This is a genomic window from Albidovulum denitrificans (assembly GCF_002973535.1).
Taxonomy (GTDB): Bacteria; Pseudomonadota; Alphaproteobacteria; order Rhodobacterales; family Rhodobacteraceae; genus Albidovulum; species Albidovulum denitrificans.
Genome location: NZ_PVEP01000001.1, coordinates 1069255 through 1083272 on the forward strand (window position 1 = coordinate 1069255; position 14018 = coordinate 1083272).

General features: G+C 66.6%; 13 protein-coding genes. 5 read left to right on the forward strand and 8 right to left on the reverse strand.

Annotation, left to right across the window (positions count from 1 at the left end; all coding sequences use genetic code 11):
• Positions 1 to 60 precede the first annotated feature (60 nt).
• Positions 61 to 951, forward strand: a complete 891-nt coding sequence (locus LX70_RS05215; RefSeq protein ID WP_105513415.1) for a helix-turn-helix domain-containing protein — start codon at positions 61 to 63, stop codon at positions 949 to 951.
• Here the strand turns inward: LX70_RS05215 and LX70_RS05220 are convergent.
• The gene (locus tag LX70_RS05220) at positions 921 to 1424 is read right to left on the reverse strand and encodes a lipocalin family protein (RefSeq protein ID WP_105513416.1); all 504 of its coding nucleotides are present in this window, start codon (positions 1422 to 1424) and stop codon (positions 921 to 923) included. The two genes, LX70_RS05215 and LX70_RS05220, sit on opposite strands and share 31 nt — an antisense overlap.
• A 99-nt stretch (positions 1425 to 1523) precedes the next feature.
• On the opposite strand from LX70_RS05220, the gene LX70_RS05225 reads away from it, so the two are divergent.
• Positions 1524 to 2516, forward strand: coding sequence for a GlxA family transcriptional regulator (locus LX70_RS05225; RefSeq protein ID WP_105513417.1), 993 nt, complete (start codon positions 1524 to 1526; stop codon positions 2514 to 2516).
• Here LX70_RS05225 and LX70_RS05230 read toward each other — a convergent pair.
• Together LX70_RS05230 and LX70_RS05235 are read right to left on the reverse strand one after the other, a co-directional pair.
• A complete protein-coding gene (locus LX70_RS05230) occupies positions 2510 to 3550 on the reverse strand; it encodes an aldo/keto reductase (protein WP_105513418.1) in 1041 nt (346 codons plus the stop codon). The two genes, LX70_RS05225 and LX70_RS05230, sit on opposite strands and share 7 nt — an antisense overlap.
• 68 nt (positions 3551 to 3618) lie before the next feature.
• Positions 3619 to 4053 carry a DsrE family protein gene (locus tag LX70_RS05235; protein WP_105513618.1) on the reverse strand — a complete coding sequence of 145 codons (435 nt, stop codon included), beginning with the start codon at positions 4051 to 4053 and terminating at the stop codon, positions 3619 to 3621.
• 196 nt (positions 4054 to 4249) lie between these two features.
• Between LX70_RS05235 and LX70_RS05240 the strand changes: the two genes are divergently transcribed.
• Positions 4250 to 5476 carry an MFS transporter gene (locus tag LX70_RS05240; RefSeq protein ID WP_105513419.1) on the forward strand — a complete coding sequence of 409 codons (1227 nt, stop codon included), beginning with the start codon at positions 4250 to 4252 and terminating at the stop codon, positions 5474 to 5476.
• A 78-nt stretch (positions 5477 to 5554) separates the two neighbouring features.
• The gene (gene metG, locus LX70_RS05245) at positions 5555 to 7273 is read left to right on the forward strand and encodes a methionine--tRNA ligase (protein WP_105513420.1); all 1719 of its coding nucleotides are present in this window, start codon (positions 5555 to 5557) and stop codon (positions 7271 to 7273) included.
• Positions 7274 to 7336: 63 nt separating this feature from the next.
• Here metG and LX70_RS05250 read toward each other — a convergent pair whose 3' ends face one another.
• Together LX70_RS05250 and LX70_RS05255 are read right to left on the reverse strand one after the other, a co-directional pair.
• Positions 7337 to 7636 carry a HigA family addiction module antitoxin gene (locus LX70_RS05250; RefSeq protein WP_105513421.1) on the reverse strand — a complete coding sequence of 100 codons (300 nt, stop codon included), beginning with the start codon at positions 7634 to 7636 and terminating at the stop codon, positions 7337 to 7339.
• A gap of 13 nt (positions 7637 to 7649) precedes the next feature.
• A complete protein-coding gene (locus tag LX70_RS05255) occupies positions 7650 to 9929 on the reverse strand; it encodes an adenosylcobalamin-dependent ribonucleoside-diphosphate reductase (RefSeq protein WP_105513422.1) in 2280 nt (759 codons plus the stop codon).
• A gap of 113 nt (positions 9930 to 10042) precedes the next feature.
• On the opposite strand from LX70_RS05255, the gene LX70_RS05260 reads away from it, so the two are divergent.
• Complete coding sequence (locus LX70_RS05260) at positions 10043 to 10474, forward strand: DUF1489 family protein (protein ID WP_105513423.1); 432 nt, start codon at positions 10043 to 10045, stop codon at positions 10472 to 10474.
• A gap of 61 nt (positions 10475 to 10535) precedes the next feature.
• On the opposite strand, the gene hisG is transcribed toward LX70_RS05260, so the two are convergent.
• Genes hisG through hisS form a run of 3 tightly spaced genes read right to left on the reverse strand, consistent with a single transcriptional unit; the run spans position 10536 to position 13882 of the window.
• A complete protein-coding gene (gene hisG, locus LX70_RS05265; protein WP_105513424.1) occupies positions 10536 to 11237 on the reverse strand; it encodes an ATP phosphoribosyltransferase in 702 nt (233 codons plus the stop codon).
• Entirely contained in the window at positions 11231 to 12325 is a 1095-nt protein-coding gene (locus tag LX70_RS05270; protein WP_105513425.1) for an ATP phosphoribosyltransferase regulatory subunit, read from the reverse strand. The genes hisG and LX70_RS05270 overlap by 7 nt, the downstream gene beginning before the upstream one ends.
• Positions 12326 to 13882 carry a histidine--tRNA ligase gene (hisS, locus tag LX70_RS05275; RefSeq protein ID WP_105513426.1) on the reverse strand — a complete coding sequence of 519 codons (1557 nt, stop codon included), beginning with the start codon at positions 13880 to 13882 and terminating at the stop codon, positions 12326 to 12328. It abuts the gene before it with no gap.
• Between the last annotated feature and the right edge of the window lie 136 nt (positions 13883 to 14018).

Below are 14018 nucleotides of genomic sequence, written 5' to 3' on the forward strand. Positions count from 1 at the left end.
GGTCGGTTGCGAATTCCGAATATGATTAACATTTGTCACATAAAGTGATATTTATCAGCAATGCAGATAAATATAGACAAACGCGACCGCGCCTCCCTGTTCCGCGACCGTCTGGGGCAAAGCATGGGCGAACGGGAGATGACCCAAAGCGGGCTGGCGCGGGCCGTGGGCGTTGACCGTTCCACCATCTCGCAGCTTCTGGGGGATCAGGGCGCGCGGCTTCCCAACGCGCAGGTCGTTGCGGAATGCGCGGCCGCTCTTGGCGTCTCAGCCGACTGGCTGCTGGGCCTGACCGAACGGCCCGAACGGCTGGCCGACCTTCTCGCCACCTCTCTGACCATGACCGAGGCGCCCCGCGCCCTGATTGATGAGACGATCTTCAACTGGCACCAGGAGGCGGCGGGCTACAAGATCCGTCACGTCCCGGCGACCCTGCCCGACATGCTGAAGACCCACGCCATGCTGCGCTGGGAATATGAGCCGCAGCTGGGCCGGACCGCCGAACAGGCCATCGGCGCCAGCGAGGACCGCCTGTCGCTCATGCGCCGCTCAGGCTCCGACTACGAAATCGCGCTGCCCTTGCACGAACTGATCTCCTTCACCCGCGCCGAGGGCTATTATGCGGGCCTGCCCGCCGAAGTCAGGGCCGGGCAGATCGCACGTTTGCGCGACCTTTATGCCCAGCTTTACCCGGCGCTGCGCATCTATGTCTTCGACGCGCGGCGGGTGTTTTCCGCGCCGGTGACGGTTTTCGGGCCGCGCCTCGCCGTCCTCTACCTTGGCCGCCATTACATCGCCTTCCGCGATTCCGCGCGGGTGCAGAGCTTTTCGGGCCATTTCGACTGGCTGGTGCGCGAAAGCGACAGCGGCGCGCGCGATTTCGTGAGCCTTCTCAATGACCTCGCGGGCGACGCGGGACTTCAGACCGGCGTCAGCCCCGCCGGGTCATAGCCGTTGAAGCGCAGCACGTCGCGGGCCGCGCGCATCAGATCGTCGCGCGCGGCAGGGGTGCGCGAAAGGACGCGGGCAAAGCGGCCGTCGGGCGTACCGATGACGGCGACGCGGTAATCGGCATCGACCCAAAGCACCCAAAGCGCCTCCTCCCCGCCCGGCATCGCGCGCGCAATCCGCCCCGGCCCGGTCATCCGCGCGGGCGCAACGAAGGCGCGCGCGCCGTTCGGGCCGCACGTCGTGCCGGTGACACGGAAACTGTCGGCGCCGGTGCGGGTCCAGGTCTCGGCCAGCGGGCCACAGCGCGCCTCATCCCCATAGGCGGCCACGACATGCCAGACATCGCCAAAGCGCGCCGGATCGAAGGCGGCGGCAGAGGAGATCGGCGCATCGGGCGACCGCAGGCCCTGCGGCGCGGGGGCGCAGGCGGCAAGTGCGGCAAGAAGAAGGGGCGACAGGACGGCAAGACGCATGGGGACACTCCGCAAGGGCTGACCCCGACCATCGCGCGGGCGGCGCCAGACCGCAAGCGCCGCTTGCCGCGCCGGAATTTGCGCAATACGAAAGGCTTGATGAAACCCGAAAGCCCCCTCTTCGCCGCCGATCCGCGCCCTCTGCGCGTCGCCGTCCTTGTGATGGGCGACACCAACCTTTTCTCGCTCGCCGCCGCCGTCGATCCGATGCGCGCGGCGAACCGGCGCGCGGGGCGGGAGCTGTTCGACTGGCGCTATGTCTCGACCAGCGGCGGGCCGGTGCCGCTGACCGCCGGGTTCACCATCCCGACCGAACGGATGCCGGAAAAGCCGGGCGACGATCTCTTGATGGTCGTCGCGGGCTTTCGCATCATGGAACAGGCGACGCCCGCGCTTCTGGCGCGCCTGCGCCGCCTTGCACCGCAACTGCGCGGCATGGCGGGGATCGACGGCGGCCCGTGGTTCCTGGCCCTTGCCGGGCTGCTGGAGGGGCGCGCCGCGACCGTGCATTGGGAGGACCTTGAAACCTTCGCCGCCCGCTTCCCGGCGATCGAGACGCGGGCCGACCGCTATGTCATCTCGGGCCGCTACATCACCACCGGCGGCGCGGCGCCCTGCCTTGACATGATGCTGGACCTGATCCGCGCCCGCTGGGGCGCGGAACTGGCGCTGCGTGTCGCGGGCGCGTTCGTGTATGAGCCGTTCCAAACCGCCGCCCAGCCGCAACAGGCGCTGCCCGCCGCCCGCATCGCCCGCGCCGACCCGGCATTGGGTCAGGCCATCGCACGGATGGAGCAAGGGGTGGAGGACCCGCCCGCCATTGCCGAGATCGCCGCCGGCATCGGCCTGTCGCAACGGCGGCTGGAGATGCTCTTTGCCGACCGGCTGGGCGTCAGTCCGGGGCGCTTCTTCCTTGACCTCAGGCTGGATGAGGCGCGGCGGCTTCTGACCGACACGCGGATGTCAGTGCAGGAGATCGCGCTGCGCACCGGCTTTTCCGGCCAGGCGACCTTCGCCCGCGCCTTCCGCGCCCGGTTCGGCATGACGGCCTCTGCCCTCAGGCGCACCACCCGTCCGGTGGCGCGTCAATAGGGCATCGGATGGGCGTGATGGGCCTTCGCAATGGCCGCCAGCACATCTTCAGGCAAGATCAGCTCCGCCGCCCCCAGCGCGTTTTCCAGATGCGACAGCCGCGTCGCGCCCAGGATCGGCACCACCGGGAAAGGCCGCGTCAGCGTCCAGGCCAGCGCCATCTGCTGCGGATCGAGCCCCGCCTCGCGCGCGATCGACAGATAGGCCTCTGTCGCCGGGACCGAACGCGGCGTCATGCGGCCGTTCAGGTCGGGCTGGTTCTCGCGCCGCGATCCCGCAGGCGTCGCGTCGCCGGAATATTTCCCCGTCAGCATCCCCGCGCCCACCGGCGAATAGGCCAGCAGCGTCACCCTCTCATTGTGCCCAAGCTCTGCCAGATCGGTGTCGTAGAGGCGGCAAAGCAGCGAATATTCGTTCTGAAGGCTGACGGCGCGCGGCCCTGCCCCCTGATCGGCCAGCCGCAGCCACTGCGCCATACCCCAGGCGCTTTCGTTCGACAGGCCGACATGGCGCAGCTTCCCCTCGGCCTGCAAATCGGCGAGCGTTCGCAGGCATTCCTCCATATTGGCCAGCACCGCCGCCGTGTCCTGCCCCGAGGGGTCATAGCGCCAGTTCTTGCGGAACATGTAGCTGCCCCGGTTCGGCCAGTGGAACTGGTAAAGATCGACGTACTCCGTTTGCAGCCGCCTCAGCGAAGCCTCAAGCGCGCGGCGGATCGAGGCGCCGGTGATCGGCTCCCCGCCGCGCGCCTTGCTGCCCTCACCCGCGATCTTGGTGGCGATCACCCAATCCTCGCGCCGTCCGCCTTTGGCGATCCAGCGGCCGATGATTTCCTCCGTCACGCCCACGGTCTCGGCCCGGACGGGGTTGACCGGATACATCTCGGCCGTGTCCATGAAGTTGACACCCGCCGCCCCGGCGCGGTCGATCTGGGCATGCGATTCCGCCTCGCCCGTCTGGTTGCCGAAGGTCATGGTGCCAAGGCAAAGCGCCGAGACGGACAAATCCGTCGGGCCAAGTGTCGTGCGTTTCATCCGTTTCCCTTTCGCCTGCGCGGGGCGGACATTAGCGGCTGTCCCCGCGCAGGCAAGGGCAGAGGGACCTATGGCCGGACGTAGGCGTAGCCCTGTTCCTGCAACTCGATCAGCCGCACCACGCCCGAGGGGACGATGGCGGCCTCGCTCAGCAGGGCCACCTTCTCACCCGTCTTCTTCTCCATCCCGGCGATGGTGTTGGCACAGGCGGAAAAATGCAGCCCCTCATTTTCCAGCGACATCTGGGCGATACGGTCGGCGACCGGGCTTTTGCCCTCGACATACATGTTCAGGCCCGGCCCGTAGGCGACGATCTCGATCTCGGCTGTGTCGCCCTGACCTGCGTAATAGGCGGTCAGGTTCTGGGCGTTGTTCAGCACCATGTTCATCAGTTTCGGGTCATTCTCGTCCACATGCAGCGCAACATGGTGAACGACCCCGTCCCCAAAAGCCGCCGAGGCGGCAAGCGTGAGGGCAAGGGCAAGGCTGGCAGTCGGGTTCATCGCGTTTCCTCCCGTGGGTTTCCCGGTCTCGCGGGCCTGATCGGCCCCTCCTCCGGGCCATCCCATCATCATATCCGGTTTTTTGTATTTGTCCCGCCCGACGGCACCCCGGCCTATAAAATCCGCGCCGATGTCGTTTTTCGCTGGTCCCCGCCCCGCGCGCCGCGACATGGTGGCGGGACAAGCCGGATCTGACATGCGCCTTCTGATCTCCTTCGCCGCCCTCTTCCTCTCGGTCGTGCTTTTGCAACTGGGGACCGGCGGCGTGGCCCCGCTCGACGCGCTGTCGGGGGTGGAGCTTGGCTTTACCACGTCGCAGATCGGCACGCTCGGCTCGGCCCATTTCTTCGGCTTCTTCATCGGCTGCTGGTGGGCGCCGCGCCTGATGGGGGCGGTCGGCCATTCGCGCGCCTTCGCGGCCTTCACGGCGGCAGGCACCATCGGGCTGATCGCGCATATGATGATCGTGAACCCGACCGCCTGGGCGCTTTTGCGCATCCTTTCGGGCGCCTGCGTCGCGGGCTGCTACACGGTGATCGAGGCCTGGCTGAACGCCAAGGTCACGAATGAGACGCGGGGCCGCGCGATGGGCATCTACCGGGTGGTGGACATCTCCGGCTCGCTCGCGGCGCAGCTGGTCATCGGGGTGCTGTCGCCTGCGGCCTACTTCTCCTACAACCTGCTGGCGCTGGCCTGCTGCGCGGCGCTCCTGCCGATCACGGTCAGCCGCGTGGAACAGCCCGCGATGCCCGCCGCCCCGCGCCTGCGCCCCGGCCTGGCCTGGCGGCGATCCCCGCTTGGCGCGGTGGGCGTCGTCGTCTCGGGCGTCACCGGCGCGGCGTTTCGCATGGTCGGCCCGATCTATGGCGTCAAGGTGGGGCTGTCCGCCGACAGCATCGCGCTGTTCCTTGCCGCCTATGTGCTGGGCGGCGGCGTGGCGCAGTTCCCGCTGGGCTGGCTGGCCGACAAGTTCGACCGGCGCGGCGTGCTGATCGGCCTCTCGGTCGCCGCCGTCCTGGCCTGCGCGGCAACCGTCCTGATGGCGGGGCTGGGCCGCAATGGCGTCTTCCTTGCCGCCTTCCTTTTCGGCATGGCGACGATCCCGATCTATTCGCTCTCTGCCGCCCATGCCCATGACTTCGCCGCAAGCGAAGAACGGGTGGAGCTGTCCGCCGCCTTGATGTTCCTTTACGCGGTCGGCGCCATCGCCTCGCCGCTTTTCGCCTCGACCCTGATCCAGCAGTTCGGCGCCTCGGCCATGTTCGCCTTCATCGCGCTGACCCATGCGGCGCTTCTGGCCTTCGGGCTGATCCGTATGCGCGCCCGCCCTGCGCCCCGCGCCAAGACACCCTATATCTACACCCCGCGCACCTCCTTCCTGGTCGGGCGTCTCCTGAAGAAGCAGCGCGACGGCGACACCTAGTCGCCCCCCCACCCAAACCCTCTGGCCCTGACAGCGCCAAGCGGGTAAATCGGCGCAAAGTACAAGAAAGGTGCGCCGATGGCCCGGATTCTCATCACCTCCGCGATTCCCTATATCAACGGGATCAAGCATCTGGGGAACCTCGTCGGGTCCCAGCTGCCGGCCGATCTTTATGCCCGCTACATGCGCGCGCGCGGCAATGAGGTGATGTTCATCTGCGCCACCGACGAACACGGCACCCCGGCCGAGCTTGCGGCCGCCAAGGCCGGGATGCCGGTCGCCGATTACTGCGCCGAGATGCATGAAGTGCAGGCCAACCTCGCCGCCGGGTTCCGCCTGTCCTTCGACCATTTCGGGCGCTCCTCCTCGGGCCGCAACCACCGGCTGACGCAACATTTCGCCAAGGCGCTGGGGGAAAACGGGCTGATCGGGGAAGTGGCCGAAAAGCAGGTCTTTTCCGTCGCCGACAACCGCTTCCTGCCCGACCGCTATATCGAGGGCACCTGCCCCAACTGCGGCTATGACAAGGCGCGCGGCGATCAGTGCGAGAACTGCACCAAGCAGCTGGACCCGACCGACCTCATCAACCCGCGCTCGGCCATCTCTGGCTCGACCGAGCTTGAGGTGCGGGAGACCAAGCACCTCTACCTGAAACAGAAATCGCTCAGGGGCGATCTGGCGAAGTGGATCGACGCCAAGGCCGACTGGCCGATCCTGACCACCTCCATCGCGAAGAAATGGCTGAACGACGGCGACGGGTTGCAGGATCGCGGCATCACCCGCGACCTCGCCTGGGGCGTTCCGGTGCAATTCGACGGCGCGCCATGGCAGGGCATGGAAGGCAAGGTCTTCTATGTCTGGTTCGACGCGCCGATCGAATACATCGCCGCCACCGCCGAATGGGCCGACGCGCGGGAAGAGCAGGATAGTGCATGGGAACGCTGGTGGCGCACCGACAAGGGCGCCGATGATGTGCGTTATGTGCAATTCATGGGCAAGGACAACGTCCCCTTCCACACGCTGAGCTTCCCCGCGACCATCATGGGGTCGCGCGAACCGTGGAAGCTGGTCGACTATATCAAGAGCTTCAATTACCTGAACTATGACGGCGGCCAGTTTTCGACCAGCCAGGGCCGTGGCGTCTTCATGGATCAGGCGCTGTCGATCCTGCCCGCCGATTACTGGCGCTGGTGGCTTCTGTCCCACGCGCCCGAAAACGCCGACAGCGAGTTCACCTGGGAGAACTTCCAGACCTCTGTCAACAAGGATCTGGCCGACGTTCTTGGCAACTTCGTCAGCCGGATCACCAAGTTCTGCCGGTCGAAATACGGCGAGGAGGTCCCGGCGGGCGGTGAGACGGGCGAACGCGCCGCGGCCCTGATCGAAGAGCTGGAAACCCGCCTGCGCGCCTATGAGGCGCATATGGACGCGATGGAGATCCGCAAGGCCGCGACGGAATTGCGCACGATCTGGGTCGCGGGCAACGAATACCTGCAAGCGGCCGCCCCCTGGACCGTGTTCAAGGAAGAGCCCGAGCGCGCCGCCGCCATGGTCCGCCTTGGCCTGAACCTGATCCGTCTTTACGCGATCCTGTCGGAACCCTTCATCCCCGACGCCTCGGCCAAGATGCTGCACGCGATGAAATGCGACGACAAGACCTGGCCCGGTTCCGTCGCCGAGGCGCTGGCGGCCCTGAAACCCGGCCACCCGTTCGAAACGCCCGAAGTCCTCTTCGCCAAGATCGCGGACGAGGAGCGGGAGGAATGGCAGCAGCGGTTTTCAGGCGTGCGGACGTAGATCGCGCGAAAGGATAACGCGGCCGGGCAGGCCTGGCCGCCCCCCTCACGGGTGTGACAGCCTCTATTCGGCGGCAAACAACGTCGGGATGGCGGATACATCCACCTCCCGTGCGGCATGCCAGGCGTCATAGGCGCCCTGCATCCTGATCCAGACCAGCGGTTCGTTCCCGAACAGCTTGCCCAGCCGCACGGCAACCTCGGGGCTCACGGGTTTGCGTTCGGCCAGAATGTCATGCAGATGCTGGCGCGAAATGCCAAGCATCCGCGCAATTTCGGATTTCGATTTCCCGGTCGCGGGGATCACGTCCTCGCGGAGCAGTTCGCCCGGATGCGTCGGGCAGCGGTCGGGGTTGCGGCTCATCAAGCGCCCCCGTTCAACCGCATTTCGAATGGCCGCAGGACGGGCAGGTCATGCAGCCCTCGATCATCTGCATCCCGAACTGGCCGCAGGACGGGCAGGCCGGGCCGCGCGGGGCCTCCCCCACCGCCATGACCTGTGCCTTGGGGTCGGATTTCAGGCCCAGCCCCTCGCCCTCGATGAAGCCGATGGCGATCATGTGGCGTTCGATCACGCCGCCGATGGCCGCGAGGATCGACGGGATATACCGCCCCTGCATCCAGGCCCCGCCGCGCGGGTCGAAGACGGCCTTCAACTCCTCGACCACGAAACTCACATCGCCTCCGCGCCGGAACACGGCGGAAATCATCCGGGTCAGCGCCACGGTCCAGGCGAAATGCTCCATGTTCTTCGAATTGATGAAGACCTCGAAGGGCCGCCGGTGGCCACCTTGGACGATGTCGTTGATCGTGATATAGATCGCATGTTCGCTGTCGGGCCATTTCAGCTTGTAGGTCGCCCCTTCAAGCGCCTGCGGCCGGTCGAGCGGTTCGGAGAGATAGACCACCTCACCATCCGTCGACATCGCGCCCCGGACCTGATCCGGGGCCTCATCGGCGGCTTCGCTGACAGTCAGCACAGACCCTGTCACCGCGTTCGGGCGGTAGGTGGTGCAGCCCTTGCAACCCTGGTCCCAGGCCGCCATGTAGACGTCCTTGAACGCCTCGAAGCTGATCTCCTCGGGACAGTTGATGGTCTTCGAAATCGACGAATCCACCCATTTCTGCGCCGCCGCCTGCATGCGGACATGGTCGAGGGGCGGCAGCGTCTGGGCGTTGACGAAATGGTCGGGCAGCGGCTTGTCCCCGAACCGTTCACGCCAAAGCTGGACGGCGTAGTCGACCACCTCTTCTTCCGTGCGGCTGCCGTCCTTTTGCAGGACCTTGCGCTTGTAGGCATAGGCAAAGACCGGCTCGATCCCCGAGGACACGTTGCCCGCGTAAAGGCTGATCGTGCCAGTGGGCGCGATGGAGGTCAAAAGCGCGTTGCGGATGCCGTGTTCCGCGATCGCGTCGCGCAGATCGGCGTCCATCTGCATCATGTTGCCCGAGGCGAGGTATTTCGCGGCGTCGAAAAGCGGAAACGCCCCCTTTTCCTTCGCCAGATCGACGGAGGCGAGATAGGCCGACCGCGCGATGCGGTGCATCCAGTCCTCGGTCTGCGCGGCCGCGTCCTCGGACCCGTAGCGCAGGCCGACCATCAAAAGCGCATCGGCAAGCCCGGTAACGCCAAGACCAATCCGGCGCTTGGCCTCCGCCTCCGCCGCCTGTTGGGGCAGCGGAAAGCGCGAGGCGTCGACGGTGTTGTCCATCATCCTGACGGCGACCCGCACCAGATCGTCAAGCGCGTCCTCATCCAGCGCCGCGCCCTTGCCGAACGGGTCCCTGACCAGCCGGGCGAGGTTCACCGACCCCAGAAGGCAGGCGCCATAGGGCGGCAGCGGCTGTTCCCCGCAGGGGTTGGTGGCGGCGATGGTTTCGGCATAGCGCAGATTGTTCATCGCGTTGATGCGGTCGATGAAGATCACGCCCGGCTCGGCGTAATCGAAGGTCGCCCGCATGATCTTGTTCCAAAGATCGCGCGCGTTCAGCGTGTGATAGACCTTGCCCTCGAAACTCAACTCCCACGGGCCGTCTGCCTTCACCGCCTCCATGAAGGGATCGGTGATAAGGACGGAAAGGTTGAACATGCGCAGCCGCGCGGCGTCCTGCTTGGCCTCGATAAAGCTTTCGATGTCGGGGTGATCGCAGCGCATGGTCGCCATCATCGCGCCACGCCGCGACCCCGCCGACATGATCGTCCGGCACATCGCGTCCCAGACATCCATGAAGCTTAAGGGGCCGGAGGCATCGGCGGCCACGCCCTTCACCTCCGCGCCCCTCGGCCGGATGGTGGAGAAGTCATAGCCGATCCCGCCGCCCTGCTGCATGGTCAGCGCGGCCTCTTTCAGCCCGTCGAAGATGCCGCCCATATTGTCGGGGATCGTCCCCATGACGAAGCAGTTGAAAAGCGTGACCGACCGCCCCGTCCCCGCGCCTGCGGTGATGCGGCCCGCGGGGAGGTATTTGAAATCCTCAAGCGCTGCATAGAATCGCCCCTCCCACGCGGCCGAGTCCTTTTCGACCGAGGCGAGCGCGCGGGCGATGCGGCGCCAGCTATCCTCGACCGTGGCGTCGATAGGGGTGCCGTCCGCCTCTTTCAGGCGGTATTTCATGTCCCAGATCTGCTCGGCGATCGGGGCGGCGAAACGGGTCATCGGCAGCGGTCCTCTGGCAGCGGGGAAGGAGAGTCAAGATACGCCCGGCGGCGGCGGCGGTCAACTTGATGTCGCGCCGCCAAGCGCTAGAATAGCAACTTCTTGGGGGTGCCATGGCCGAGTCTGTTCATCTTCTGAAGCTTTGCGTCGGCGCGGAAAGCGTCGATGACCTCTTGGAGTGGCACCGGACCCACCCCTCGCCCTTTCCCACCGGGGAACGGCGGCATGTCACCCGCATGTGGCCGAAGCGCGAGGCGGAGGTGCTGAACGGCGGTTCGCTTTACTGGGTCGTCAAGGGCGTGATCCTCTGCCGCCAGCGCATCCTGCGGCTGGACGAGGTGGACCGGGGCGACGGCATAAGGCGCTGCGGCATCGTCATGGACCCAGACGTGATCCGCACCGAGGCCGCCGCACGCCGCCCGTTTCAGGGCTGGCGCTACCTGTCGCCCGAGGACGCGCCGCGCGACCTGCCCAAGGGGCGCGAGACCGACAGCGCCCTGCCCGAGGAGATGGCGCTGGCGCTGGCCGAGATCGGGTTGCGCTGAGGCCGACGCCGGGGGCTTTGCGCACCCGGACCCCCGCAAGGTAGTTCCGGCAAGATGAACCTCAGAGCCTTGGCGCCGTGAAGCCGAGGCGCGGGGCGAGGTCGGCCAGTGTCGTGGCGGCATCAGACCAGTCGGCGGCGCGGGCGGCATAGAGCGTCGCCTGGCTTTGGTGGACGAGGCCATCGGCGAGGATCTTGAGGTGATTGGCGCGCAGGGTCTCGCCGGTCGAGGTGATGTCGGCGATGGCCTCGGCCGTCAGGTTCTTGACCGTGCCTTCGGTGGCGCCCTGGCTGTCGACCAGCTGATAATCGGCAACGCCGTTCGCGGTCAGGAAATCGCGGACGAGGCGGTGGTATTTCGTGGCGATCCGCAGCCGGTGGCCATGGGCGCGGCGAAAGGCGGCGGCGGCGGCGTCAAGATCGTCGAGCGTGTCGACATCCGGCCAGCAGGCGGGGACCGCGATGATGAGGTCGGCATGGCCGAAGCCCAAGGGCGCAAGCTCGGCCACCTGCCGGTCCCAGTCGGCCAGCTTGTCGCGCACCAGGTCCGATCCGGTGACGCCCATATGGATGCGGCCCGCGGCCAGTTCGCGCGGGATCTCTCCGGCGGAGAGGAGGACGAGGTCCAGCCCCTCGGCCCCATCGACCGCGCCGGCATATTCGCGTTCCGTCCCGGCGCGGCTGAGCGTGATGCCACGGGCGCCGAACCAGTCGAAGGTCTTGTCCATCAGCCGACCCTTGGAGGGGATACCCAGCTTCAGCATGGCGCGCCCTCCTTCAGGTCGGCGACGATGCCGGGGCGGATCACGCCGCCGACAGCGGGGATCGACCGGCCCTGCCCCAACACGGTGGTCAGCGCGTCATAGCGCCCGCCGGAGGCGAGCGGCGGCAGGTCGGGATCGGTCGCGAGGAAGGAAAAGACGAAGCCGTCGTAATATTCCAGCGTCGTGCGGCCATGGCTGGCCTCGAAATCGAGGGTATCGACGGCGATCCCCCTGGCGGCCAGCGCGTCGAGCCGTGCCGCCATCCGGTCCACCGCAGGCGCGATGGTGGGCATGTCGCGGGCAAGGCCGGTCAGGTGTGCCAGCGCCGCGGTGCAGGTTCCGGTATAGGTCAGCAGATCCTCAAGCCGCGCGACCTCTTCGGCAGAGATCGGGGCGCTTTCGGCATCCTCTTGCAGGGCGGCAAGCCGGGTGGCGATTTCGGCATCCGAGCGCAGGCCGATCATCGGGCTTTGGGTCAGCGTGTCGCCCGAGGCCAGCGCGGCCAGAAGCCGGGCGCGACTTTCCGGCACCGCCGCCCGCCCGCCGAAACGGTCGAGAAGCTGGGTGAAGCGGCGGGGCCGCCAGATGTGGCGCAGAAGTGCTGCCTTGCGGCTTTCCAGCGTCTTCAGCCCGCGCACCGCCGCCGTCAGGATGGCAAGATCGCCGGTCACCGCGCGCAGGTTCAGGGGCGCGAGAAGGCTCGCGAAAAGCGCAAAGACCTCGGCATCGGCGGCAACCGGGTCAGCGCGGTCGAAAACCTCATACCCCACCTGGAAATATTCGCTTTTCCGGGCGCTCAGATGTTCCTGCTTGCGAAAGACCTCACCCATATAGCAATAGCGCGCGGGTTCCGCGCCGCCGTCCATGTGCATCTGCACGACCGGCACGGTGAAGTCGGGCCGCAGCATCATCTCGCCCCGGATCGGGTCGTTGGTGACATAGGCGCGGGCGCGGATGTCTTCGCCGTAAAGGTCCAGCAGCACCTCGGCCGGTTGCAGGATGTCGGCCTCGACCACGGCCGCGCCCGCGCCCTGGAAGGCGGCCATGAGGCGATCCGCCTCGGCCCGCGCGTCGGCCTTCAGCGCCATTCAGCCCGCCCCCAGAAGGCGCCTGACCTCGGCCACGAGGTTTTCGCGCGGCACCTCGGTCTGGGCGGGCTGGCTTTTCCATTCCTCGTGGCTGGCCTCGGCGGCGATCTTCGCGCCAAGAAACAGGTCCTTGATCTGGACGACACCCTTCGCGGCCTCGTCCCCACCCTGGATCACGGCAACGGGGGAATTGCGCTTGTCGGCATACTTCAACTGGTTGCCGAAGTTCTTTGGATTTCCAAGATAAACTTCCGCCCGGATACCGGCGCGGCGAAGCTCGGCCGCCATCTTTTGATAGTCGGCCATGCGGTCGCGGTCCATCACCGTCACGACGACCGGACCGCGCGTGTCGGCCTGCATCCGGCCCTTGGCGCGCAGCGCGGCCAGCAGCCGGTCGACGCCGATGGAGACGCCGGTGGCAGGCACCGACTGGCCGGTGAAACGCTTGACGAGATCGTCGTAGCGCCCGCCCCCGGCGACAGAGCCGAACTGACGCGGACGGCCCTTTTCGTCGAGGATTTCGAAGGTCAGTTCGGCCTCGAAGACCGGGCCGGTGTAGTAGCCGAGGCCACGGACGACGGAGGGGTCGATGACGATGCGGTCGGGGCCGTAGCCCTGGGCGGCGAGGAGGGAGGCAATGGTTTCGAGTTCTTGCACGCCTTCGGCGCCTACCCGAGAGGCGCCGACCAAGGACTTGAGGGCCTTAAGGACACCCGGAACTGGATTGATATGCCGAGAGAACACCTCCGAAGATGCGATCAAGCCCTGCTGGATCGACGTTGATTCACGAGTGAACTCGCCTGCCTTAAGGAAGCCCATGATTGGTGCAATCTGCTCGTCACCAAGCCCCGCGCCCTTCGTGAAATCCCCGCTTTCGTCCTTCCGCCCTTCACCCAACAGCGCCCGCACCCCTTCCGGCCCCAGCCGGTCGAGTTTATCTATCGCCCGCAGAACGATCCCGCGCTCATGTTCGAACTTCTCGGGGTCGTTCGGATCAAGGATACCCGCGACCTCCATCACCCCATTCAGCACTTTCCGATTGTTCACCCGCACCACATAGTCCCCGCGGGGAATGCCGACCTCTTCCAGCGCGTCGGCCAGCATGGCGCAGATCTCGGCGTCCGCCGCGACCGACGCCGCGCCGACCGTGTCCGCATCGCATTGATAGAACTGGCGAAACCGCCCCGGTCCCGGCTTTTCGTTGCGCCAGACCGGCCCCATGGCATAGCGCCGATAGGGCGTGGGCAGGTCGTTGCGGTATTGCGCGGCGACGCGGGCCAGGGGCGCGGTCAGGTCGTAGCGCAGCGCCAGCCAGTCGTCATCCTCCTGCCAGGCAAAGACGCCCTCATTCGGGCGGTCGACGTCGGGCAGGAATTTCCCAAGCGCCTCAACGGTTTCCACGGCAGAGGTCTCAAGCGGGTCGAAGCCGTGGCGGTGATAGACCCCGGCGATCTTGTCGAGCATCGCCTTGCGTTCGGTGACATCTGCACCGAAATAGTCGCGAAAGCCCTTCGGCGTCTCGGCGCGCGGTTTTCTCGGACCCTTGTCCTTGGCCATCGTTTCGACCCTTCACTTGCCATCGCGCGCGGGTGTAGCGGATGGGGATGCGGGGAACAAGCGGCAGCGTCGGTTCCGCGCAGGCCCCGCGTCGGCTATGCGTAGGGTATCAGTAGCGACAGGGCGCGAAAGGGGA